Below are 21,687 nucleotides of genomic sequence, written 5' to 3'. Positions count from 1 at the left end.
AACTCATGGCCACGCCGCCCCACCAGCCCCACCAACCCTGGCCCTACCAGCCCCTGCCCCCGTTCGGATTCGGCGGCACCCCGCCGCTTCCCTGCGACATCTGCGGTGCGATACCCGCCGTTCACACCGTCGTACGCGGTCACCAGGGGCTCGTCGTCACCCTGCGCTTCCTGACGAAGGAAGGCACCTTCTGCCGGGTCTGCGGGACCTCGCTCTACCGGAAGATGACGTCGGACACCCTCTGGCAGGGCTGGTGGGGGCTGCTGTCCGTGTTCGCGGCCCCGGTCACCCTGTTCATGAACATCGGCGCGCGCCGCCGGATCCGCGCGCTGCCGCATCCGGTGGGGAACCTGCGGCCCCAGCTCGCCCCCGGCCGCCACGTCCTGGCCAGGCTGCCCGCCCTGGTCATCACCGGCGCCCTCGTCGCGGCCCTCGGCTTCCTCGTCGTGCCGCGGCTCATCCCCTCCACCCCGGCCAAGTTCATGGCCGGCGACTGCGGACGCAACAACGCCGAGTGGCCCGAACAGGACCTCGAAGAGGTCGGGTGCAGCTCGCAGGAGGCCGAGTTCTGGCTCTCGAAGGGCGAGAAGTGCTGGGGAAGGGACTGGCTCGTGTACCTCGACTACAGCGCCCGGCAGGAGATGCTGTGCGCGCACCCCATGGAGAAGTGACAGCGTCCCTCGCTGAAGCGACACGGCTCCGACGGGGACGTGACACGGCTCCCGCAGGGAAGTGACACGGCCGGGCAGGCACCCACGGGGACGCCCTGTCACGGCACACAGCCGTTGCGGCAACAATGGGGGGCATGAGCGACAGCCCTGCCCCCCTCGCCGATCCGCATCTGATCTTCGACGCCGCGGACGGCCGCCGGGATCTCGTGATCCTCGGCTCCACCGGGTCCATCGGCACCCAGGCCATCGACCTGGTGCTGCGCAACCCCGACCGCTTCCGCGTCACCGCCCTCTCCGCCGCGGGCGGCCGGGTCGCCCTGCTCGCCGAGCAGGCGCGGCGCCTCCGGGTGCGCACGGTCGCCGTCGCCGCCGAGGACAAGGTGCCGGCGCTGCGCGAGGCGCTGCGCGAGGAGTACGGGGCGGGCGAGCCGCTCCCCGAGATCCTGGCCGGGCCCGACGCGGCCACCGCGCTCGCCGCGAGCGACTGCCACACCGTGCTGAACGGCATCACCGGCTCGATCGGCCTCGCCCCGACCCTCGCCGCCCTGAAGGCGGGCCGCACCCTCGCGCTCGCCAACAAGGAGTCGCTCATCGTCGGCGGCCCGCTGGTGAAGGCGCTCGCGGCCCCCGGCCAGATCATCCCGGTCGACTCCGAGCACGCCGCGCTCTTCCAGGCCCTGGCGGCAGGCACCCGCGCCGACGTCCGCAAACTCGTCGTCACCGCCTCCGGCGGTCCCTTCCGGGGGCGTACGAGAAGTGAGCTGGCCGACGTCACCAGGGAGCAGGCCCTCGCGCACCCGACCTGGGCGATGGGCCCGGTCATCACCATCAACTCGGCGACCCTGGTCAACAAGGGCCTGGAGGTCATCGAGGCGCACCTCCTCTACGACATTCCGTTCGACCGGATCGAGGTGGTGGTCCACCCGCAGTCCTACGTCCACTCCATGGTCGAGTTCACGGACGGATCCACGCTCGCCCAGGCCACCCCGCCGGACATGCGCGGACCGATCGCCATCGGCCTGGGCTGGCCGCAGCGCGTCCCCGACGCCGCCCCCGCGTTCGACTGGACGAAGGCGTCCAGCTGGGAGTTCTTCCCGCTGGACACCGAGGCCTTCCCGTCCGTCGGGCTCGCCCGGCACGTGGGCACCCTGGGCGGCACGGCACCCGCGGTCTTCAACGCCGCCAACGAGGAGTGCGTGGACGCGTTCCTGGCGGGACGGCTCCCCTTCAACGGAATCATGGATACGGTCACCGCAGTGGTGACCGAACACGGCACCCCTGCCACGGGAACTTCACTGACGGTCGCGGACGTCCTGGAGGCGGAGGCCTGGGCGCGAGCCCGGGCCCAGGAGCTCTCGGCGAAAGCGACAGCGGAGGCGCGCGCATGAGTTTGACGACGGTCCTGTTGACGATCCTGGGGATCGCCATTTTCGCCGTGGGTCTGCTGTTCTCGATCGCCTGGCACGAGCTGGGACACCTCTCGACCGCGAAGCTCTTCGGCATCCGCGTACCGCAGTACATGGTCGGCTTCGGCCCGACCATCTGGTCGCGCAGGAAGGGCGACACCGAGTACGGCATCAAGGCGATTCCCGCGGGTGGCTACATCCGCATGATCGGCATGTTCCCGCCCGGCGCCGACGGACGTGTTGAGGCGCGTTCCACCTCGCCGTGGCGCAGCATGATCGAGGACGCCAGGTCGGCCGCCTTCGAGGAGCTGGAGCCGGGTGACGAGACCCGTCTCTTCTACACGCGCAAGCCGTGGAAGCGCGTGATCGTCATGTTCGCCGGGCCGTTCATGAACCTGGTGCTGGCCGTCGCGATCTTCCTCGGCGTGTCCATGACCTTCGGCTTCCAGACCCAGACCACCGAGGTCGCGGGGGTCCAGAAGTGCGTGATCTCGCAGAGCGAGGACCGCGACAAGTGCGCGAAGGGCGACCCGGTCTCACCCGCCAAGGCCGCCGGCCTGCGGGAGGGCGACAAGATCGTCTCCTTCGGCGGGCAGCGGATCGATGACTGGGAGACCCTCTCCGAGCGCATCCGCGACACCATCGGCCCCGCCGTCATCGTCGTCGAGCGCGACGGGCAGGAGCTGACCCTGAACGCCGTCCTGAAGAAGAACTCGGTGGCGCAGAAGGACTCCGACGGCCAGGTCGTGCCGGACAAGTTCGTGGACGCCGGCTACCTGGGCTTCGCCGCCCGCACCGAGATCGTGCCCCTGTCCTTCGGTGACTCGGTCGTCCGTATCGGAGACATGATCGAGAACGGCGTCGACTCGATCATCGCCCTGCCGTCCAAGATCCCCGACCTCGTGGACGCGGCGTTCAGCGACGGGGAGCGCGCGGACGACTCGCCGGTCGGCGTGGTCGGCGCGGCGCGCATCGGCGGCGAGGTGATGACCCTCGACGTCCCGGCGCAGAACCAGGTCGCGATGATGCTGTTCCTGCTCGCCGGCTTCAACCTCTCGCTGTTCCTCTTCAACATGCTGCCCCTGCTGCCGCTCGACGGCGGACACATCGCCGGGGCGCTCTGGGAGTCGCTGCGCCGCAACGTGGCGCGCGTCTTCAGGCGGCCCGACCCCGGTCCGTTCGACGTGGCGAAGCTGATGCCGGTCGCCTATGTGGTCGCCGGAATCTTCATCTGCTTCACGCTGCTGGTCCTGGTGGCCGACATCGTCAACCCGGTCAAGATCACCTGACCGGCCCACGCGCACCACGCGTAGTGGCCGGTCACACATGAGGTGGCCGGCCACCCACAACCGGGTGGTTTCGTCGGACGGGGTGCGTCCGGCGCCCCCTCGGTGCCGTAACCTCGAAGACCGGAGCCCGCCGATCTCGGGACCTTGATCCACACCTTGGGGATGCTCAGCGCATGACTGCGATTTCTCTCGGAATGCCGGCCGTTCCGACCAAGCTCGCCGACCGACGGGTCAGCCGCCAGATCCAGGTCGGATCGGTCGCGGTCGGCGGAGACGCACCCGTGTCGGTGCAGTCGATGACGACGACGCGTACGTCGGACATCGGGGCGACGCTGCAGCAGATCGCGGAGCTGACGGCTTCGGGCTGCCAGATCGTACGCGTGGCGTGCCCGACCCAGGACGACGCGGACGCGCTCTCCACGATCGCGCGGAAGTCGCAGATCCCGGTGATCGCGGACATCCACTTCCAGCCGAAGTACGTGTTCGCCGCGATCGACGCGGGCTGCGCTGCGGTACGGGTGAACCCGGGCAACATCAAGCAGTTCGACGACAAGGTCAAGGAGATCGCGCTCGCGGCGAAGGACGCCGGGACGCCGATCCGGATCGGTGTGAACGCGGGCTCGCTGGACGCGCGGCTCCTGAAGAAGTACGGCAAGGCCACGCCTGAGGCCCTGGTCGAGTCCGCGCTGTGGGAGGCGTCGCTCTTCGAGGAGCACGGCTTCGGTGACATCAAGATCTCGGTGAAGCACAACGACCCGGTGATCATGGTGAACGCCTACCGCCAGCTGGCGGCCCAGAGCGACTACCCGCTGCACCTCGGTGTCACGGAGGCCGGTCCGGCGTTCCAGGGGACGATCAAGTCCGCGGTCGCGTTCGGCGCCCTGCTCTCCGAGGGCATCGGCGACACGATCCGTGTCTCGCTCTCTGCTCCGCCGGTCGAGGAGGTCAAGGTCGGGCTGCAGATCCTGGAGGCGCTGAACCTGAAGCAGCGTCGCCTGGAGATCGTCTCGTGTCCCTCGTGCGGGCGCGCGCAGGTCGACGTGTACAAGCTCGCGGACCAGGTCAGTGCCGGTCTTGAAGGCATGGAGGTCCCGCTGCGGGTCGCCGTCATGGGCTGTGTCGTCAACGGTCCCGGTGAGGCCCGTGAGGCGGACCTGGGTGTGGCCTCCGGCAACGGCAAGGGCCAGATCTTCGTGAAGGGCGAGGTCATCAAGACGGTCCCGGAGTCGAAGATCGTCGAGACCCTCATCGAGGAGGCCCTGAAGATCGCCGAGCAGATGGAGAAGGACGGCATCTCCTCCGGCGAACCCCAGGTCTCCATCAGCTGACCCGCTCCGCACACCGCTTCACCCGCGCCCCGCCCGGCTCCTGCCGGGCGGGGCGCGGCCGTCGCGGCCCCAGGAGGGAACCCGGTCCCGCTCCCGGACGCGAGGGGCGCCCGGCGCCCCCGTTCGGTACAGTTCGGAAATCAGCAGACCGCATGGTGAGGCCCCCTCGTGTTGACGCAGACCACCACCCGGGTCCTCGAACCCAGCGACCTCGGCGCCGCGCTCGCCATCCTGGAGAGCGAGCCCGTGGCCAACGCCTTCGTCACGTCCCGCGTGCAGGTCGCCGGGCTGGACCCCTGGCGCCTCGGCGGCGAGATGTGGGGCTGGTACGCCGACGGGCGACTCCGCTCCCTGTGTTACTCCGGGGCCAACCTCGTCCCGATCTGCGCCACTCCCGAAGCGGTCAGGGCCTTCGCCGACCGTGCCCGCAGGGGAGGCCGCCGTTGCTCGTCGATCGTCGGTCCCGCCGAGCCCACCTCCCAGCTGTGGCGCCTGCTCGAACCGGGCTGGGGCCCCGCACGCGAGGTCCGCGCCAACCAGCCGCTCATGGTCACCGAGCACCCCTCCGCCGACATCGCACCCGACCCCCTCGTGCGCCGCATCCGCAAGGAGGAGATGGACATCGTCCTGCCGGCCTGCGTGGCGATGTTCACGGAGGAGGTGGGCATCTCCCCGATGGCCGGCGACGGCGGACTCCTCTACCAGGCACGCGTCGCCGAACTGATCGGCAGCGGCCGTTCGTTCGCCCGCATCGAGGACGGCAAGGTCGTCTTCAAGGCCGAGATCGGCGCGGCCACCTCGCTGGCCTGCCAGATCCAGGGCGTCTGGGTCGCCCCCGAACACCGCGGCCGCGGCCTCTCCGAGACCGGCATGGCCGCGGTACTGGGCTACGCGCTGGCCGACGTGGCCCCCATCGTCAGCCTGTACGTGAACGACTACAACACCCCCGCCCGCAAGGCGTACGCCCGTGTCGGCTTCCGTGAGACCGGGGCCTTCATGAGCGTCCTCTTCTGACCGCACGACCCGGCCCCACGGCCGTTGCGCGGACAGTAGGGTTCCGGCATGGCAGCAGCAGTTTCCGGGAGCGGCCCCGGGGCCCCCGACATCCTGGTCGGCCCTCTCGACCTGGCCGCGCGCGTGGACGAGGCACTGGCGGTGCAGGCCGTCGCCTTCGGCCTGGGCCGGGAGGAGATCGAGGTCCGCCGCCACATCGTGCTGCGGCACCTCGACCACCCGCAGGCCCGCGCACTCGGAGCCACCACGCCGTCCGGCAGGCTCGTGGGCTTCGTCTACGGGATGCCCAACGACCGCGCCCAGTGGTGGTCCACCGTCGTCGAGCCCTATCTCCGCGCCACCGGCTCCGAGGGCTGGCTCGACGACTCGTTCGTGATCACGGAGCTGCACGTCCACCCGGACCACCAGCAGCACGGCATCGGACGGACCCTGATCACCACCATCACGGACGCCGTCGACCAGCCCCGTTCGATCCTCTCCGCGATCGACACGGAGAGCCCGGCCCGCGGTCTGTACCGCGCCCTCGGCTACCGGGACCTCGCCCGCCAGGTGCACTTCCCCAGCGCCCCCAAGCCGTACGCGGTGATGGGCGCGCCCCTCCCGCTGCGCCGCCCGCGGGCAATGGATTTCCGCCCGCCCCCGCTGCCCGGCTAACCTCGGCCCCATCACCCTTCCGAGCAGGAGTTCATCATGGCCCAGGTCCAGCGCATGTCCCGATTGATGATCAAGACACTGCGCGACGACCCGGCCGACGCCGAGACGCTCAACCACAAGCTGCTCGTCCGGGCCGGATACGTACGTCGCACGGCCGCCGGTATCTGGAGCTGGCTGCCGCTGGGGAAGAAGGTCCTGGAGAACGTCACGCGCGTCGTCCGCGAGGAGATGGACGCCATCGGCGGCCAGGAGGTCCTGCTCCCCGCGCTGCTGCCGAAGGAGGCGTACGAGGCCAGCGGCCGGTACGACGAGTACGGCGACCTGCTGTTCCGGCTCCAGGACCGCAAGGGCGCCGACTACCTCCTGGGTCCCACGCACGAAGAGGTCTTCACCCAGGTCGTCAAGGACATGTGCTCGTCCTACAAGGACCTGCCGGTGATCCTGTACCAGATCCAGACCAAGTACCGCGACGAGGCGCGCCCCCGCGCCGGCGTGCTGCGCGGCCGTGAGTTCCAGATGAAGGACTCGTACTCCTTCGACACCACCGACGAGGGGCTCGTCGAGGCGTACCAGCTGCACCGGGCCGCGTACATCCGCATCTTCGAGCGCCTCGGCCTCGACCACCGCATCGTCTCCGCGGTCTCCGGCGCCATGGGCGGCTCCGCTTCCGAGGAGTTCCTGGCCCCCGCCCCGGCCGGTGAGGACACCTTCGTCGACTGCCCCAACTGCGACTACGCGGCCAACACCGAGGCAGTGACGTACAAGGCCGCCCCGGCCGCAGACGCGGCGCACGGCCCCGTCGAGGAGCTGGACACCCCGGACACCCCGACCATCGAGACCCTCGCCGCCCACCTCGGTGTCGAGGCCTCCGCCACCCTGAAGAACCTCCTGGTCAAGGTCGACGGCGAGATCGTGGCCGTGGGCGTGCCCGGTGACCGCGAGGTCGACCTCGGCAAGCTGGGCGAGCACCTTTCCCCCGCCGTCGTCGAGCTCGTCACCGCCGAGGACTTCGTGGGCCGCCCCGACCTGGTGCGCGGCTACGTCGGCCCGCAGGGCCTGGAGAAGGTCCGCTACATCGCCGACCCCCGCGTCGCCGCGGGCACCGCCTGGATCACGGGCGCCAACAAGGAGGGCCTGCACGCGAAGAACGTCGTCGCGGGCCGCGACTTCCAGGTCGACGACTACCTCGACGTCGTCGTCGTCGAGGCGGGCGACCCCTGCCCGAACTGCGGCGCCGGCCTCCAGGTGGACCGTGCCATCGAGATCGGCCACATCTTCCAGCTCGGCCGCAAGTACGCCGACATCTTCGCCCTCGACGTCCTCGGCCAGCAGGGCAAGCCCGTCCGCGTCACGATGGGCTCCTACGGCATCGGCGTCTCCCGGGCCGTGGCCGCGCTCGCCGAGCAGACCGCCGACGAGCAGGGCCTGTGCTGGCCCCGCGAGATCGCCCCGGCCGACGTCCACGTCGTCGCGGCGGGCAAGGCGCTCCAGACCGAGCTGGCCCTCGACGTCTCCGAGAAGCTGAACGCGGCGGGCGTCCGGGTCATGGTCGACGACCGCGCGGGCGTCTCGCCCGGAGTGAAGTTCACCGACGCCGAGCTGATCGGTGTGCCGAAGATCCTGGTAGCCGGCCGCCGCTCGGCCGAGGGCGTCCTTGAGCTCAAGGACCGCCGCACGGGCGAGCGCGAGGAGCTCACGGTGGACGAGGCGATCGCCCGCCTCACCGACCAGGGCTGATCCCCGCCGGTACGTCACGAAGGCCCCCGCGCAACCGCGCGGGGGCCTTCGTGCCGGTCCGTCCTACAGCCAGCCCGCGAACTCCAGGGTCACTTCGCCGTCCTGCCTGCGTCCTGCGGTGAGCGCCCGGGTGCCCGACTCCACGGCCCGGAACAGGGTCCAGCCGTGCAGCCGTTCACGGTCCACGTCCAGGGAGTCGGCGAGCTTCTTGATCCGTCGCCGGGCCGTGGCCGCCCCGCCGGGAGAGGCGATCAGATCCTCCGCCCGGTCCCGCACCAGCCGTGCCAGGTCGTAGGCGCGCTCGCCGACCAGCGGCTCGGGGCCGACCGTCAGCCAGGGGGAACGCTCGCCCGACAGCACCTTGCTCTGGCGGAAGTTGCCGTGCAGCAGCAGGTGTTCGGGGGAGTGGGCGACCAGTTCCGCACGGGCCGCCAGAGCGGCCGACACGAGCGGTGCCAGCTCGGGACCGGCCTCCGCGACCGCCCGCATGGGCCCCGTCTGACGCTCCGTCCGCTCGGCCACCGTCTCGAAGGAGTGGCCGGCCGGCGGGTCGACCCACAGCTTGCGCACCGTGCCCGCCGCCTCCAGCAGGGCCTTCGCCTCCGGCAGCGAGCGCAGCGACACCTCGTGGTGCAGCCGCTCCAGGAGCAGCGCGCCGCCCGGCAGCTGGAGGGCCGGGTCGAGGAGTTGGACGGCACCCCAGCCGTTCCAGTGGGCCAGCGCCGCCCGCTCACACGCGGGCTCGGCCTCCGGCGGGGCGATCTTCAGCACGCCCGGCGTACCGTCGGGCCGCCCCACCAGAAGAGTCAGGCTGCTGCGTCCGCCGGGGGCGACCACCCGCTCGACGGTCAGATCCTGCGTACCCGCGGAGAGCACCTCTTCGGTCAGCGCGGGGAGCCGTCCGAGCCAGTCGGCCGCGGCGGTGTCCCCGTACATCTCGCCGAGCGCTCGCACCAGACGCTGCGGCGGTTCGAAACCCATACGTGCCTTGTTCCCTTTCAGAGCCTTTTCAGTGCGTCCCGCCCGGTCCCGCGGGACCGGGGGCCTGCGCGGCCGTGGCCTTCTCCGGAAGCCCGGGGAAGGCTACGCCGGTGCCGCGCCAGCGGACGGCGCGTACGGCCGCCTCCCGCAGAGCGCCCGCGGCCTCACGCCGCAGGGCGCCGTCGGTGGCCCGTACGAGGTCGGAGTAGACGCCCGCGATCCGGTCCTCCAGCACGGCGGCGAGCCGCACCGCCGACGCCGGGTCCCGCACCGCGAACGGCAGAGCGTACGCGGCATCGGCCGCGACCGGCGCACCGCCCAGGTCACGCACGGTGCGCACCAGGGCGTCGCGCCGTGCCCGGTGCCCGTCGTACGCCGCCGTGGCCTCCGTACCGCGCTTCCCGTCGAGCCGGCCGCCCAGCGCCGCGTATCCGTACACCGCGGCGTGTTCGGCGGCCAAGGCGGCCTGCGCGGCCTTCAGTTCCTCCGGGACTTCCTCGGTGCGGGTGTCCGTGAAGCTCATGACGAGGTGTCCTTGGCGAGTTCGGTGAGCAGGTAGGCGTGCACGGCGCCCGCGGCGGCCACGGAGGCCAGCAGCCGGGCGAGTTCGGGCTCCGCGTCCATCAGGGACGCGGTGTGGGCGTCGGCCGCGCGGCGTGCCGCGGCGGCCAGCTCCTTCAGGGCGGCCTTCGCGTCGGCGGACGGAGCGCCCGGGGGCAGGACCGGAGCCATGCGCCCCGCGCCCTTCGACAGGGCCGCCGTGTGCAGCCGGACGGCGGACCGCAGCGGGGTGAGTCCGGCAGCCGTCGCGGGGTGCGCGGCCGCGACCTGGTCGTACTGGGCGAGAAGGGTGGCACTGACCAGGGTCGCGCCCTTGCGCAGCGTCCGCTGGAGGCGTGCGTCCGTCGCCCGGGCGCGGGCCTGCGCGTCGGCCCGCGAACCGGCGTTGGACGACGGCTCCTGGGCCTTCGGCCCGTCACCGCAGCCCGCCAGCACCGCACCCATCGAAAGTGCTCCAGTGGCCGCGAGCGCGGCCCTGCGCGTCGTCCCCGTCCGCCGCACGTGTCTCCTTCGGGTGTCGTTCGGTACTGACTGCTTCTGTCCTGAAGTGATCACCGTGGGCGAGCGTACCCGCGCCCAGGGGCAGGCGGACGGCAACACCCCTCAGGACCGGATACCCTTTGACCTGACACACGACGATCCCCACAACAGCACACGCGGCCGAGGAGTCACCCGGGATGAGCACCACCCAGAGCGAGAGGCTGCGCGAACTGCTGGAACCGCTCGTCAGCGCCGAGGAACTGGATCTCGAAGAGATCGAGGTGGCCCGGGCCGGCCGGCGGCAGGTGCTTCGGGTCATCGTGGATTCCGAACAGGGTGTCGAACTGGACGCCTGCGCCGAGCTCAGCCGCGCGATCTCCGAGAAGCTCGACGAGACCGACGTGATGGGCGAGGGCGAGTACGTTCTCGAAGTGAGCTCTCCGGGCGCGGACCGCCCGTTGACCGAGCACCGCCACTACGTACGCGCCACCGGCCGCCTCGCGCGGCTCCAGCTGACCGAGGGCGACGAGCTGGTGGCCCGCATCCTCGCGGTCGACGACGAAGGACTGGACCTCGAAGTGCCGGGCGTCAAGGGCCGCAAGCCCACGTCCCGCCGGGTCTCCTTCGACGAGATCGCCAAGGCGCGCGTGGAGATCGAATTCAACCGCAAGGACAAGAAGGAAGAGGAGGCGTAGCCGTGGACATCGATGTGAAGCTGCTGAAGGGCTTGGCGCAGGACAAGGAGATCCCCTTCGACGTGCTCGTCGGGGCGATCGAGTCGGCCCTCCTCATCGCGTACCACCGCACCGAGGGCAGTCACCGCCGGGCGCGGGTCGAGCTGACCGACCGTGGCCACGTCACGGTGTGGGCCAAGGAGGACCCGGCCGACCTCGAAGAGGGCCAGGAGCCCAAGGAGTTCGACGACACGCCGTCCGGCTTCGGCCGGATCGCGGCGACGACCGCCAAGCAGGTCATCCTGCAGCGGCTTCGCGACGCCGAGGACGACAAGACGTTCGGCGAGTACGCCGGACACGAGGGCGATGTCGTCACCGGTCTCGTCCAGCAGGGCAAGGACCCGAAGAACGTCCTGGTCGACATCGGCAAGATGGAGGCCATCCTGCCGGTGCAGGAGCAGGTGCCGGGCGAGGAGTACACCCACGGCCTCCGGCTGCGCTCGTACGTCGTCCGGGTCGCCAAGGGCGTCCGCGGCCCGTCCGTGACGCTGTCGCGCACCCACCCCAACCTCGTGAAGAAGCTCTTCGCGCTGGAGGTCCCGGAGATCGCCGACGGCTCGGTCGTCATCGAGGCGATCGCCCGCGAGGCCGGTCACCGCAGCAAGATCGCGGTGCGTTCCACCCGTGCCGGTCTCAACCCCAAGGGCGCCTGCATCGGCCCGATGGGCAGCCGTGTGCGCAATGTCATGGCCGAGCTGCACGGCGAGAAGATCGACATCGTGGACTGGTCGGACGACCCGGCCGAGATGGTCGCCAACGCGCTGTCGCCCGCACGGGTGAGCAAGGTCGAGGTCGTGGACCTCGGTGCCCGGTCCGCCCGGGTCACCGTCCCCGACTACCAGCTGTCTCTGGCGATCGGCAAGGAGGGGCAGAACGCCCGTCTGGCCGCCCGTCTCACCGGTTGGCGTATCGACATCCGCCCGGACACGGAGACGGACGAGGAGCGGGACATCGCGGACCGTGAGCGCGCCGAGCGCGCCAGGGAGCGGTCCGAGCGCGGCTGATCCCCGACTCCTCGGGAAGGCGTCCCGGAGAGACCGGACAAGGGCCGGCCGTTCCGTGGCCGGTCCTCAGGGAATAGATCAGGGCGCCACGACGCTGAGATCACGACAACATCCGTTCGATTCTTGCCCCCAAGGGGTGAGGTCGGTGCGGGGAGGTAGACTTAACCGTGTCTGGCCGGACGCTAGCCCGCGCTTGCCCCGAACGAACCTGTATCGGATGCCGTGAGCGGGCGGCCAAGACCGAGCTGCTGCGCATCGTGGTGGACGAGGGTGAATGTGTACCCGATCCGCGCGGTACGCTGCCCGGCCGGGGTGCGTATCTGCACCCCGCCTCTGTCTGCCTCGACCTGGCGGTTCGCCGCCGGGCAATCCCCCGGGCCTTCAAGGCCAAGGGGCCGTTCGGTTCCGCGGCACTGCAGCGGTTCGTCGAGCGGGTGACAGCGCAAGAAAAGTGAACGGCACGGGACCCCGTGCGGTCAGGTACCTCGCGAGTTGGAAGTAGGTCGAGATTGCGATGAGCACTCGATGAGTACGCGATGAGTACGCCCATGAAGTAGCGACGGTCCGGCGGTAACCCGGACCTAAAAGGAGCGAAGTGGCTAAGGTCCGGGTATACGAACTCGCCAAGGAGTTCGGGGTTGAGAGCAAGGTCGTCATGGCCAAGCTCCAAGAACTCGGTGAATTCGTACGTTCGGCGTCCTCGACGATCGAGGCGCCGGTTGTACGCAAGTTGACTGACGCACTGCAGGGGCCCGGCGGCAACGCCGGCAAGTCCGCTGCAAAGCCCGGCGCGCCCCGCAAGGCCGCGCCCTCGAAGCCCGCAGCGCCCTCCCCGGCCGCTGCGGCACGTCCCGCTGCCCCGAAGCCCGGCGTCCCGGCTGCCAAGCCGGCCGCAGCCGAGGCCCCGGAGAGCAGCGCCCCCGCCGCGCCTTCCGCGCCGTCCGCGGGTCCTCGTCCGGGCCCCAAGCCCGCGCCGAAGCCCGCACCGGTCACCCCGGTGCCGGCGGCTGAATTCTCCGCTCCGGCCCCGGCTCAGCAGCCGGCGCAGCCGCAGCAGGCCCCGCGTCCCGCGGGTGCCACCCCCGGCCCCCGCCCCGCGACCCGTCCGGCTCCGGCCGCCGGTCCGCGTGACGGTGGCCAGCGTGACGCCGGTCAGCGTGACGGCGGCCGTGGTGGCGAGCGTGGCGGCGACCGCCCCGCGCGTCCCGCAGGCCAGGGAGCGCCGCGACCTGCCGGTGCTCGTCCGGCGGGTCCCCGTCCGGGCAACAACCCCTTCACCTCCGGTGGCTCCACCGGCATGGCGCGTCCCCAGGCCCCCCGGCCCGGCGGCGCCCCGCGTCCCGGTGGCGGTCAGGACCGTCCGGAGCGCCCCGGCGCCCCGCGTCCGCAGGGTGGCCCCGGTGGCGCCCCGCGTCCGCAGGGCCAGGGTGGCGGCCGTCCGAGTCCCGGCGGCATGCCCCGTCCGCAGACTCCCCGTCCGGGCGGTGCCCCGGCCGGTAACAGGCCGAACCCGGGCATGATGCCGCAGCGTCCCGCTGCGGGTCCGCGTCCCGGCGGTGGCCCCGGTGGCGGCGGCGGTGGCCGCGGTCCCGGTGGCGGCGGTCGTCCCGGTGGCGGTGGCGGCGCAGGCCGTCCGGCCGGCGGCGGTTTCGCGGGCCGTCCGGCAGGTCCCGGTGGCGGTGGCGGCGGTTTCGCCGGTCGTCCCGGTGGTCCTGGCGGCGGTGGCGGCGCAGGCCGTCCCGGTGGTGGCGGCGGCTTCGGCGGTCGTCCCGGCTTCGGTGGACGTCCCGGCGGCCCGGGTGCCCGTGGTGGCACACAGGGTGCGTTCGGCCGTCCCGGTGGTCCCGCGCGTCGTGGTCGCAAGTCGAAGCGTCAGAGGCGCCAGGAGTACGAGGCCATGCAGGCCCCGTCGGTGGGCGGCGTCATGCTGCCCCGTGGCAACGGACAGGCTGTCCGGCTGTCGCGCGGTGCGTCCCTCACGGACTTCGCGGAGAAGATCAACGCGAACCCGGCGTCGCTCGTCGGCGTGATGATGAACCTCGGCGAGATGGTCACTGCCACGCAGTCCGTCTCCGACGAGACGCTGAAGATGCTCGCGGACGAGATGAACTTCGTCCTGGAGATCGTCAGCCCCGAGGAGGAGGACCGCGAGCTGCTCGAGTCCTTCGACATCGAGTTCGGCGAGGACGAGGGCGGCGAAGAGGCCCTGGTCTCCCGTCCGCCGGTCGTGACCGTCATGGGTCACGTCGACCACGGTAAGACCCGACTGCTGGACGCGATCCGCAAGACGAACGTCGTTGCGGGCGAGGCCGGCGGTATCACGCAGCACATCGGTGCGTACCAGGTCGGCGCCGAGGTCAACGGCGAGGACCGTCGCATCACCTTCATCGACACCCCGGGTCACGAGGCGTTCACCGCCATGCGTGCACGTGGTGCGAAGTCCACCGACATCGCGATCCTCGTGGTGGCGGCGAACGACGGTGTGATGCCCCAGACGATCGAGGCGCTGAACCACGCCAAGGCGGCCGACGTGCCGATCGTGGTCGCGGTCAACAAGATCGACGTCGAGGGTGCCGACCCGACCAAGGTGCGCGGTCAGCTCACCGAGTTCGGTCTGGTGGCCGAGGAGTACGGCGGCGACACGATGTTCGTCGACATCTCCGCCAAGCAGGGCCTCAACATCGAGGCTCTTCTGGAGGCCGTCGTCCTCACCGCCGACGCCTCGCTCGACCTGCGGGCCAACCCGGAGCAGGACGCGCAGGGTATTGCGATCGAGTCCCACCTCGACCGCGGCCGCGGTGCCGTCGCGACCGTCCTGGTCCAGCGAGGCACGCTGCGCGTCGGCGACACGATGGTTGTCGGCGACGCCTACGGCCGAGTCCGCGCCATGCTCGACGACAAGGGCGAGAACGTCGAGGAAGCGGGTCCCTCGACCCCCGTCCTCGTGCTCGGTCTCACCAACGTGCCGGGTGCCGGCGACAACTTCCTGGTTGTCGACGAGGACCGTACGGCCCGTCAGATCGCCGAGAAGCGTGCCGCTCGTGAGCGCAACGCCAACTTCGCCCGCAAGGGTGTCCGGTTCTCCCTGGAGAACCTGGACGAGGCGCTCAAGGCCGGTCTGGTCCAGGAGCTCAACCTCATCATCAAGGGCGACGCGTCCGGTTCGGTGGAGGCTCTCGAGTCCTCGCTGCTCCAGCTCGACGTCGGTGAAGAGGTCGACATCCGGGTCCTGCACCGCGGTGTGGGTGCGGTCACCGAGTCGGACATCGACCTGGCGACCGGCTCCGACGCCATCGTGATCGGCTTCAACGTGCGCGCCGCAGGGCGTGCCGCGCAGATGGCCGAGCGCGAAGGTGTGGACGTCCGGTACTACTCGGTCATCTACCAGGCGATCGAAGAGATCGAAGCGGCCCTCAAGGGCATGCTCAAGCCGGAGTACGAAGAGGTCGAGCTCGGTACGGCGGAGATCCGCGAGGTCTTCCGCTCGTCCAAGCTGGGCAACATCGCCGGTGTGCTGGTCCGGTCCGGCGAGGTCAAGCGCAACACCAAGGCGCGCCTGCTTCGCGACGGCAAGGTCATCGCGGAGAGCCTCAACATCTCCGGTCTGCGCCGCTTCAAGGACGACGTCACCGAGATCCGCGAAGGCTTCGAGGGCGGTATCAACCTCGGAAACTTCAACGACATCAAGATCGACGACGTCATCGCGACGTACGAGATGCGCGAGAAGCCCCGCGGCTGATCCGTACCTCAACAGTCGGGGCCGATCGACGGGTCTTATTCCGTCGATCGGCCCCGGCCGTTCCGTGTACGGTTCTTGTGTCCCTGCCGAGTACCGGCGGGGCACGGCTGTGCCAGTCCGGGGGACCACCCCCGGGCCCCCTAACCCGGCCCGGCGGGACATCCGGACACACATGTACGTGGGGACACTGTCCTTCGATCTGCTCCTCGGCGACGTACGTTCGTTGAAGGAGAAACGCTCCATCGTCCGGCCGATCGTCGCCGAACTTCAGCGCAAGTACGCGGTGAGCGTGGCGGAGACGGGTGAGCAGGATCTCCATCGCAGGGCCGAGATCGGCCTCGCGGTGGTCTCCGGGGACACCGGACATCTCACTGATGTCCTGGACCGGTGCGAGCGGCTGGTGGCCGCCCGCCCCGAGGTGGAGCTGCTGTCGGTTCGACGGCGGCTGCACAGCGACGAAGACTGAACAAGCACAGCAAACCCAGAAGGAAGAGTGACGGACCGGTGACCGACAACGCGCGGGCCCGCAAGCTGGCCGATCGGATCCAGGTCGTGGTCGCGGAGACCCTGGACCGGCGTATCAAGGATCCGCGGCTCGGATTCGTGACGATCACGGACGCCCGTGTCACCGGCGACCTGCGGGAGGCCACGGTCTTCTACACGGTCTACGGCGACGACGAGGAGCGCGCGGCGTCCGCCGCCGCGCTGGAGAGCGCCAAGGGCGTCCTGCGCTCCGAGGTCGGCAAGCAGGTCGGGGTCCGGTTCACCCCGACCCTGGCCTTCGTGCCGGACGCCCTCCCGGACAACGCCCGCACCATCGAGGACCTCCTCGACAAGGCGCGGGCCAAGGACGCGGCGGTGCGCGAGGTGTCGACCGGCGCGACGTACGCGGGCGGGGCCGACCCGTACCGCAAGCCGGAGGACGAGGACGACGAGACTGAGGCGTCCGACGAGGCCGTCTCCTCCGACACGTCCGACGAGAACGAGGGTCCTGCCTCCGCATGACTCAGCAGAACAAGACGCCGGACGGCCTGGTCATTGTCGACAAGCCGTCCGGCTTCACTTCGCATGACGTCGTCGCCAAGATGCGCGGCATCGCCCGTACACGCCGTGTCGGCCACGCCGGCACGCTGGACCCGATGGCCACGGGCGTCCTCGTCCTCGGCGTCGAGAAGGCCACCAAGCTGCTCGGCCACCTCGCGCTGACCGAGAAGGAGTACCTCGGCACGATCAGGCTCGGCCAGGACACCGTCACGGACGACGCGGAGGGCGAGATCACCTCGTCCACCGACGCGTCGGCCGTGACACGCGAGGGCATCGACGCGGGGGTCGCGGCCCTCACCGGCGCGATCATGCAGGTGCCGTCCAAGGTCAGCGCCATCAAGATCGACGGCAAGCGGTCCTACGCGCGGGTGCGCGGCGGCGAGGAGTTCGAGATCCCGGCCCGTCCGGTGACCATCTCGTCCTTCAACGTCTACGACGTGCGTGAGGCCGTGGCGGAGGACGGGACCCCGGTCGTCGACCTGATCGTCTCGGTCGTCTGCTCCTCCGGCACGTACATCAGGGCCATCGCCCGGGACCTCGGTGCCGGGCTCGGCGTCGGCGGACACCTGACCGCCCTGCGCCGCACCCGGGTGGGTCCGTACGGACTGGACATGGCCAAGACACTCGATCAGCACCAGCAGGAGCTGACCGTGATGCCCGTCGCGGAGGCCGCCTCCTCGGCGTTCCCCCGCTGGGACGTCGACGAGAGGCGCGCCAAGCTGCTTCTCAACGGGGTCCGCCTGGACATGCCGTCGTATCCGCCGGGGCCCGTCGCGGCCTTCGGTCCCGACGGGCAGTTCCTGGTGCTGGTCGAGGAGCACCACGGCAAGGCCAAGAGCCTCGCCGTCTTCGCCTGACCCGCACCGCCTCTCTCGTCGCGCCGTGGAGCGGGCAGCGCCCCCTGTGCCCGCTCCACGTTCCCCCTCCCCAGAGCATCTCTGTCCACCGAGCCCGGTGAATTCACCCCAATGGGCGGGCGCTCGGAGTGAATTCGGGGTGCACGGGGGCGCTTTTTCGTTGTCCGTTACGCACGCCGATCCATGCCGACCTACGGTCGGAGCATGGGCAGCGGGGACCGGCCGGAGCTGGTAAGAATCTGCGATCGGGCCGGCCGGCCGCGTGGGACGGGATTCGTCGCGGACGACCGCGGCACGGTCGTCACCAGCTACGAGGCCGTGGCCACCGCCGTGCCGCTTACCCTGCACGGGCCGGACGGCCGCCACTGCGAGGTCGAGCCGGACGACGTCACACCGCTTCCGGAGCTGGGCCTCGCACTGGTGCGGACCGACGGCCCCGACGCGCTGGGCGCGCGGCCCCTGCCGGTGACCGTCCGCGACCGGATCGAAACCGGTACGTACGTGCGCATCGCCGCCCATGGGTGGCGTGAGGCGCGTGTGCTCGGGGAGACCCCGGCTTCGTACACAGCGGCCGGGCGCGGCCACCGGATCGACGAGGCGCTCGTCCTCGCCCTCGGCACCGATGGCCGGGACGCGCTGCGGTCGGGCGGGACGGCCGTGGGCGGTCCGGTGACGGACCCGGAGACCGGCGCCGTCCTTGGCCTGCTCTCCACGGCCCTGAGCGCCGGACACGAGTCGGCGGGGCTCGCGGTGCCGCTCACCGGCCGGGCACAGAGGGCGGGGGCGGGTCCCCTCCAGGAGCTGATGCGGCGCAACGCGGCGACCGTGCCCGGCTACGGCCACGACCTCAACCTCGCGGGCGCCCACCAGCTGACCGCCACGTCCCTCGGTTCGCCGGGCGGACCCCGCAGCCGTACGGAGCTGGTCGGCCGGCCCGGGATCGCCGGGGCGTTCGACGCCTTCGACTCCGGTACGGGGCAGGTGCTCGGTCTCGTGGGGGCGCCCGGCACCGGCCGCACCACCGAGCTCGCCGCCCTGGCCGCCCGCCGGGCGCAGGGCTCGGTGCCCGCCCTCACGCTCTGGCTGCGCGGCGCCGACCTGCTGGCCGACGACACCTGCGTGGCGGACGCGATGGCCCGGACCCTTCAGCGCTCGGGGCGGATCGTCGCCGCCGCCGGTGCCGGGGGAGACATGACGACGGCCACCCCCGAGCGCGTGGCCGCGCTCGCCACCGCGGCCGGCGGTCCGCTGCTCGTGGTGCTCGACGGCCCGGAGGAGATGCCGCCGCTGCTGGCGCACCGGCTGGCGGAGTGGACCGCGGGTACGGCCCGCTGGCTGAGCGCCCACGGCGTACGCATGGTCGTCGCCTGCCGTCCCGAGCACTGGGAGACCGCCGGGGCGCTCTACCCGGCCGACGCCCTGCACCGCCCCGAGCGGCCCGCCAGGCGGCTGCCGCCCGCCGTCCGCCTCGGCGACCTCACCGCGAGCCAGGCGGAGGCGGCCAGGGAGCGCTACGGGATCCCGGACGGTGCGATCGCGCCCGGGCACGACCGGCATCCGCTCACCCTGCGCCTGCTCGCCGAGGTGCGAGAGGCCCTGCCCCCCGACGTTCCCGGCCGTCCCGGCACGGAGGAGGTCTTCGGCGCCCACCTCGACCTCATGTGCGTCCGTATCGCCGTCCGGATCGCGGCGGGGGACGAGCAGCGGCTCCGGGGCACGGCGGTGCGCCGGCTGGCGGCGAAGGTGGCGGGCCAGGTCCATGAGGCGGCCAGGCGCTGCCTGGGCCCCGGGCAGGGGGAGCTGGACCGGTCCGCGTTCGAGGAACTCTTCCCGTGGCGCACGGGCTGGGCGTCCGCGGTCCTCACCGAGGGCCTCCTGACGCCGGCGGGCGCGGGCTACCGATTCGCCCACGAGGAACTGGGCGACTGGGTCCAGGGCTCCCACCTGGACCTCGACGCGGCGCTGCGCTCCCTGGTCCACCGCTGGCACGCGCCATCCACCCCGGCCGGGCGCGGAGCCCACGGCGGGGACACCGGGGGTGGAGCGCCCCCGGGGACCGGGGAGACGGCGCTCTCGCGGCGCCGGGCCGCCAGGACCGGGCGCGCGGTGCCCGAGCCACGGCCGGCCGCCGGTCCGGAGTCCGGAGCCGCCCCGGCGGAGCGGGGGGAACCGCGCACGCTGCCCGTGCCGCGCCACCGGATCGGCCCGGTGATCCAGGCGATGCTGCTCATCGGACGGCGCCAGGGGGCGTCCGCGCTCGCGCACCGCATGGCGGACCTGATCGAGGCGATCGACCGGCTGTCGGCCCGCCCGCCGGGGAACGGCGCCGCCCAGAGCCCGGCCGGCACGGCGCCCGGTCCCACGTCCGGTGGCCCGGCGTGCCCCACGGGAGTCCCGGGTCCCTGCGCGGGTGGGCGCGACGAGGTCCGGGCCGAAGGGGTGGACGGACATCGCACGCCCCGCCCCGCGTCGGCTCCCGGGCCGGGGACGGACGGGCGCGACACGGTCCCGGCCCCGCGCCCGGCGGGCGCCACGGCTGCCGCCGGTCTCCGTACCGCCGGCTCCGGGGCACCCGAACCAGCGGCAGGGGTGACGGGGGACGCCGTCTGGTGGGCCGCCCACCTGCTCGGTGAGAGCCTGCTCCGGGTGCCCGACGCGCGGCCGTACCTCGGTGTGCTCCGGGTGCTCGCCGCGCGGATCACCTGGCGGTCAGCCGGTGGGGGGCCCTCGCGGCCGGGTGCGTACGCGGACTTCGGACCGTGGTTCTGGCGGCGGCTGCGGCTCCCCGAGGAGGACCGGATCGATCTGCTGCGCCGCCTCCTGCCCGCCGACGACGCGCCGCGCGCCGACGGGGAGACCCGCTACCTCGACGAGGTGGACCGGCGGCTCTGCGCCGCCCCGCGCACCGTGCAGGCGCTGCTCTGCCAGTGGTTCACGGACGAGCGGCCGCTGCACCCGCAGGAGGGCCTGCGGCTGCGGCCCACCGTGGCCGCCGCCGCGCAGGCCCTGCTGTACGCCCGCCGCGACCTGGACGTCGACGCGCTGACCGACGCCCTCGTGGCGACCCCGCATACGCGCGCGGGGGAACTGCTGGGGACCCTCGTCCAGGACGAGCCGTCCGCTCTCTGCCGGGCCGTCGAACGCTGGGCACGCGACGAGGACCGGCCCGGGCGGTGGACCTCGGCCGCGACGTACGCCCTGCTGCTCCTCGCCCATGCCGGCCCGGAGGCGGACCTGGCCCTGCTGCGCGCCGCCGCCCTCCACCTGCTCGCCCGCCCCGCCGACCAGGCGCTGCACGGGGCGGCGCTCACCGTCCTCGTGCACGATCCAGGGACCAGGGACCGCTATCTGGCGCAGGCCCTGAGGGTGTTCGCCGCCGGGGAGGCGGGACTCCCGGTGGCCCTGCTCGCCGAGGTTTTCCCGGCCCACCCGGCGCCGGTTCTCGCCGCCCTGCGGGCCCGGCTGGCGCGCCCGGACGACGGAGCAGGGGACGTACTCCTCGCGCTGGCCCGGCTGGACGCGCCCGCGCTGGCGCTGCACGCCGCCGATCTCGTACGCGAGTACATCCGCGCCCACCCCGGGCGGGACGGGGCGCGGGCCGCCGAGTACGTCGACATCCGGCTCGAACAGGGGCCCGCCGCCCGGGCCCTTCTGCTGCCCCTGGTCACCGGCCTCCTGCGGGACCGGCCCGCGCCGGCGCCCGCGCGCGGGGCCCTCGCCCAGGTGCTGGCCGCGCCCGGGAGCAGCGCCTCACGCCCGCTGCGGGCCGAGCTGCTGGAGGTGCTGCTGGAGTTCGAGCAGGACACCGGCAGGGACCCGGAGGTGCTGGACGCCCTCCTGCACGCCGCCGCCACCGGCTCCGGTGCGCGTTCCCCGGTCCGGACGAGGGCGCTGGTGCACCGCACCGGGATGCTCCTCGTACGGACCACGGAGGGCGCCGCGCGCTTCGACCGACGGCTCGTCGAACTGGCTCGTCACGTGCCCGGTTTCGCGGGCCTGGTCACCGGCTGGCTGGCCGACGCCCCGAAGGAGTGGGCGGCCGTCGTCGGGCCCGGTGCCCGGCGCACGCTGGAGGCCCTGGAGACGTCACAGCCTGCGATGACGGTGCCGATGCAGGCCGCGGGACGTGAGCATGGCAGTCTTAGACCTGCGTAATGGACAGGCATGTACACGGGTTCGGGCGAGGAG

18 protein-coding genes are annotated in these 21,687 nt (G+C 72.0%); 15 read left to right on the top strand and 3 right to left on the bottom strand.

Translation table 11 applies throughout. The annotated features are described in order from the left end of the window. The first annotated feature begins 5 nt into the window (after positions 1-5). The 7 genes from AB0C82_RS00235 (at position 6) to AB0C82_RS00205 (ending at position 8,099) form a co-directional block, all read left to right on the top strand. Positions 6-671 carry a hypothetical protein gene (locus tag AB0C82_RS00235; protein WP_362834577.1) on the top strand — a complete coding sequence of 222 codons (666 nt, stop codon included), beginning with the start codon at positions 6-8 and terminating at the stop codon, positions 669-671. A 134-nt stretch (positions 672-805) separates the two neighbouring features. Beyond that, a complete protein-coding gene (dxr, locus tag AB0C82_RS00230; RefSeq protein WP_362834575.1) occupies positions 806-2,059 on the top strand; it encodes a 1-deoxy-D-xylulose-5-phosphate reductoisomerase in 1,254 nt (417 codons plus the stop codon). Then, a complete protein-coding gene (locus AB0C82_RS00225; RefSeq protein WP_362834573.1) occupies positions 2,056-3,366 on the top strand; it encodes a site-2 protease family protein in 1,311 nt (436 codons plus the stop codon). The genes dxr and AB0C82_RS00225 overlap by 4 nt, the downstream gene beginning before the upstream one ends. A gap of 173 nt (positions 3,367-3,539) precedes the next feature. Then, positions 3,540-4,694, top strand: a complete 1,155-nt coding sequence (gene ispG, locus AB0C82_RS00220; RefSeq protein WP_362834571.1) for a flavodoxin-dependent (E)-4-hydroxy-3-methylbut-2-enyl-diphosphate synthase — start codon at positions 3,540-3,542, stop codon at positions 4,692-4,694. 168 nt (positions 4,695-4,862) lie between these two features. After that, entirely contained in the window at positions 4,863-5,708 is an 846-nt protein-coding gene (locus tag AB0C82_RS00215; RefSeq protein ID WP_362834569.1) for a GNAT family N-acetyltransferase, read from the top strand. 48 nt (positions 5,709-5,756) lie between these two features. After that, complete coding sequence (locus AB0C82_RS00210) at positions 5,757-6,362, top strand: GNAT family N-acetyltransferase (RefSeq protein WP_362834567.1); 606 nt, start codon at positions 5,757-5,759, stop codon at positions 6,360-6,362. Between the two features lie 36 nt (positions 6,363-6,398). Continuing rightward, entirely contained in the window at positions 6,399-8,099 is a 1,701-nt protein-coding gene (locus AB0C82_RS00205) for a proline--tRNA ligase (RefSeq protein WP_362834565.1), read from the top strand. 63 nt (positions 8,100-8,162) lie between these two features. On the opposite strand, the gene AB0C82_RS00200 is transcribed toward AB0C82_RS00205, so the two are convergent. Genes AB0C82_RS00200 through AB0C82_RS00190 form a run of 3 tightly spaced genes read right to left on the bottom strand, consistent with a single transcriptional unit; the run spans position 8,163 to position 10,142 of the window. Beyond that, complete coding sequence (locus AB0C82_RS00200) at positions 8,163-9,080, bottom strand: aminoglycoside phosphotransferase family protein (protein ID WP_362834563.1); 918 nt, start codon at positions 9,078-9,080, stop codon at positions 8,163-8,165. A gap of 28 nt (positions 9,081-9,108) precedes the next feature. Beyond that, positions 9,109-9,603: a ferritin-like domain-containing protein gene (locus tag AB0C82_RS00195; RefSeq protein ID WP_362834561.1), complete on the bottom strand. Its 495-nt coding sequence runs from the start codon at positions 9,601-9,603 to the stop codon at positions 9,109-9,111. Then, positions 9,600-10,142 (bottom strand): hypothetical protein, encoded by a 543-nt coding sequence (locus AB0C82_RS00190; RefSeq protein ID WP_362834559.1) that lies wholly within the window; start codon positions 10,140-10,142, stop codon positions 9,600-9,602. The genes AB0C82_RS00195 and AB0C82_RS00190 overlap by 4 nt, the downstream gene beginning before the upstream one ends. Before the next feature lie 176 nt (positions 10,143-10,318). Here AB0C82_RS00190 and rimP point away from each other — a divergent pair, with 176 nt between their 5' ends. The 8 genes from rimP to AB0C82_RS00150 all read left to right on the top strand — a co-directional run bounded on the left by rimP (position 10,319) and on the right by AB0C82_RS00150 (position 21,654). Then, the gene (rimP, locus tag AB0C82_RS00185) at positions 10,319-10,816 is read left to right on the top strand and encodes a ribosome maturation factor RimP (RefSeq protein ID WP_362834557.1); all 498 of its coding nucleotides are present in this window, start codon (positions 10,319-10,321) and stop codon (positions 10,814-10,816) included. Between the two features lie 2 nt (positions 10,817-10,818). Beyond that, entirely contained in the window at positions 10,819-11,859 is a 1,041-nt protein-coding gene (gene nusA, locus AB0C82_RS00180; RefSeq protein WP_362834555.1) for a transcription termination factor NusA, read from the top strand. 167 nt (positions 11,860-12,026) lie between these two features. Next, positions 12,027-12,314 (top strand): YlxR family protein, encoded by a 288-nt coding sequence (locus tag AB0C82_RS00175; RefSeq protein WP_362834553.1) that lies wholly within the window; start codon positions 12,027-12,029, stop codon positions 12,312-12,314. Between the two features lie 140 nt (positions 12,315-12,454). After that, positions 12,455-15,598 carry a translation initiation factor IF-2 gene (gene infB, locus AB0C82_RS00170; RefSeq protein WP_362834551.1) on the top strand — a complete coding sequence of 1,048 codons (3,144 nt, stop codon included), beginning with the start codon at positions 12,455-12,457 and terminating at the stop codon, positions 15,596-15,598. Positions 15,599-15,770: 172 nt separating this feature from the next. Next, positions 15,771-16,064 (top strand): DUF503 domain-containing protein, encoded by a 294-nt coding sequence (locus AB0C82_RS00165; protein WP_328906159.1) that lies wholly within the window; start codon positions 15,771-15,773, stop codon positions 16,062-16,064. Between the two features lie 38 nt (positions 16,065-16,102). Further along, the gene (gene rbfA / locus AB0C82_RS00160) at positions 16,103-16,603 is read left to right on the top strand and encodes a 30S ribosome-binding factor RbfA (protein ID WP_362834549.1); all 501 of its coding nucleotides are present in this window, start codon (positions 16,103-16,105) and stop codon (positions 16,601-16,603) included. Next, a complete protein-coding gene (gene truB / locus AB0C82_RS00155) occupies positions 16,600-17,499 on the top strand; it encodes a tRNA pseudouridine(55) synthase TruB (protein ID WP_362834547.1) in 900 nt (299 codons plus the stop codon). Before rbfA ends, truB begins: the two co-directional genes overlap by 4 nt. A 204-nt stretch (positions 17,500-17,703) precedes the next feature. Continuing rightward, on the top strand, positions 17,704-21,654 hold the full coding sequence (locus tag AB0C82_RS00150) for a trypsin-like peptidase domain-containing protein (protein WP_362834545.1): 3,951 nt from the start codon (positions 17,704-17,706) through the stop codon (positions 21,652-21,654). Positions 21,655-21,687: the final 33 nt, after the last annotated feature.

This window comes from Streptomyces sp. NPDC048560, assembly GCF_040650955.1.
GTDB lineage: Bacteria > Actinomycetota > Actinomycetes > Streptomycetales > Streptomycetaceae > Streptomyces.
Note: the sequence above shows the minus strand (reverse complement) of the source record. Positions and strands in the feature narration are given on the sequence as shown.

What these genes read in the sequence shown, in the direction of transcription:
- dxr (WP_362834575.1), top strand. Translation starts at nt 806, where the DNA reads ATGAGCGACAGCCCTGCCCCCCTCGCCGATCCGCATCTGATCTTCGAC.
- rimP (WP_362834557.1), top strand. Translation starts at nt 10,319, where the DNA reads ATGAGCACCACCCAGAGCGAGAGGCTGCGCGAACTGCTGGAACCGCTC.
- AB0C82_RS00165 (WP_328906159.1), top strand. Translation starts at nt 15,771, where the DNA reads ATGTACGTGGGGACACTGTCCTTCGATCTGCTCCTCGGCGACGTACGT.
- AB0C82_RS00195 (WP_362834561.1), bottom strand. Translation starts at nt 9,603, where the DNA reads ATGAGCTTCACGGACACCCGCACCGAGGAAGTCCCGGAGGAACTGAAG.
- AB0C82_RS00225 (WP_362834573.1), top strand. Translation starts at nt 2,056, where the DNA reads ATGAGTTTGACGACGGTCCTGTTGACGATCCTGGGGATCGCCATTTTC.
- AB0C82_RS00205 (WP_362834565.1), top strand. Translation starts at nt 6,399, where the DNA reads ATGGCCCAGGTCCAGCGCATGTCCCGATTGATGATCAAGACACTGCGC.
- AB0C82_RS00210 (WP_362834567.1), top strand. Translation starts at nt 5,757, where the DNA reads ATGGCAGCAGCAGTTTCCGGGAGCGGCCCCGGGGCCCCCGACATCCTG.
- truB (WP_362834547.1), top strand. Translation starts at nt 16,600, where the DNA reads ATGACTCAGCAGAACAAGACGCCGGACGGCCTGGTCATTGTCGACAAG.
- ispG (WP_362834571.1), top strand. Translation starts at nt 3,540, where the DNA reads ATGACTGCGATTTCTCTCGGAATGCCGGCCGTTCCGACCAAGCTCGCC.
- AB0C82_RS00200 (WP_362834563.1), bottom strand. Translation starts at nt 9,080, where the DNA reads ATGGGTTTCGAACCGCCGCAGCGTCTGGTGCGAGCGCTCGGCGAGATG.
- AB0C82_RS00150 (WP_362834545.1), top strand. Translation starts at nt 17,704, where the DNA reads ATGGGCAGCGGGGACCGGCCGGAGCTGGTAAGAATCTGCGATCGGGCC.
- AB0C82_RS00235 (WP_362834577.1), top strand. Translation starts at nt 6, where the DNA reads ATGGCCACGCCGCCCCACCAGCCCCACCAACCCTGGCCCTACCAGCCC.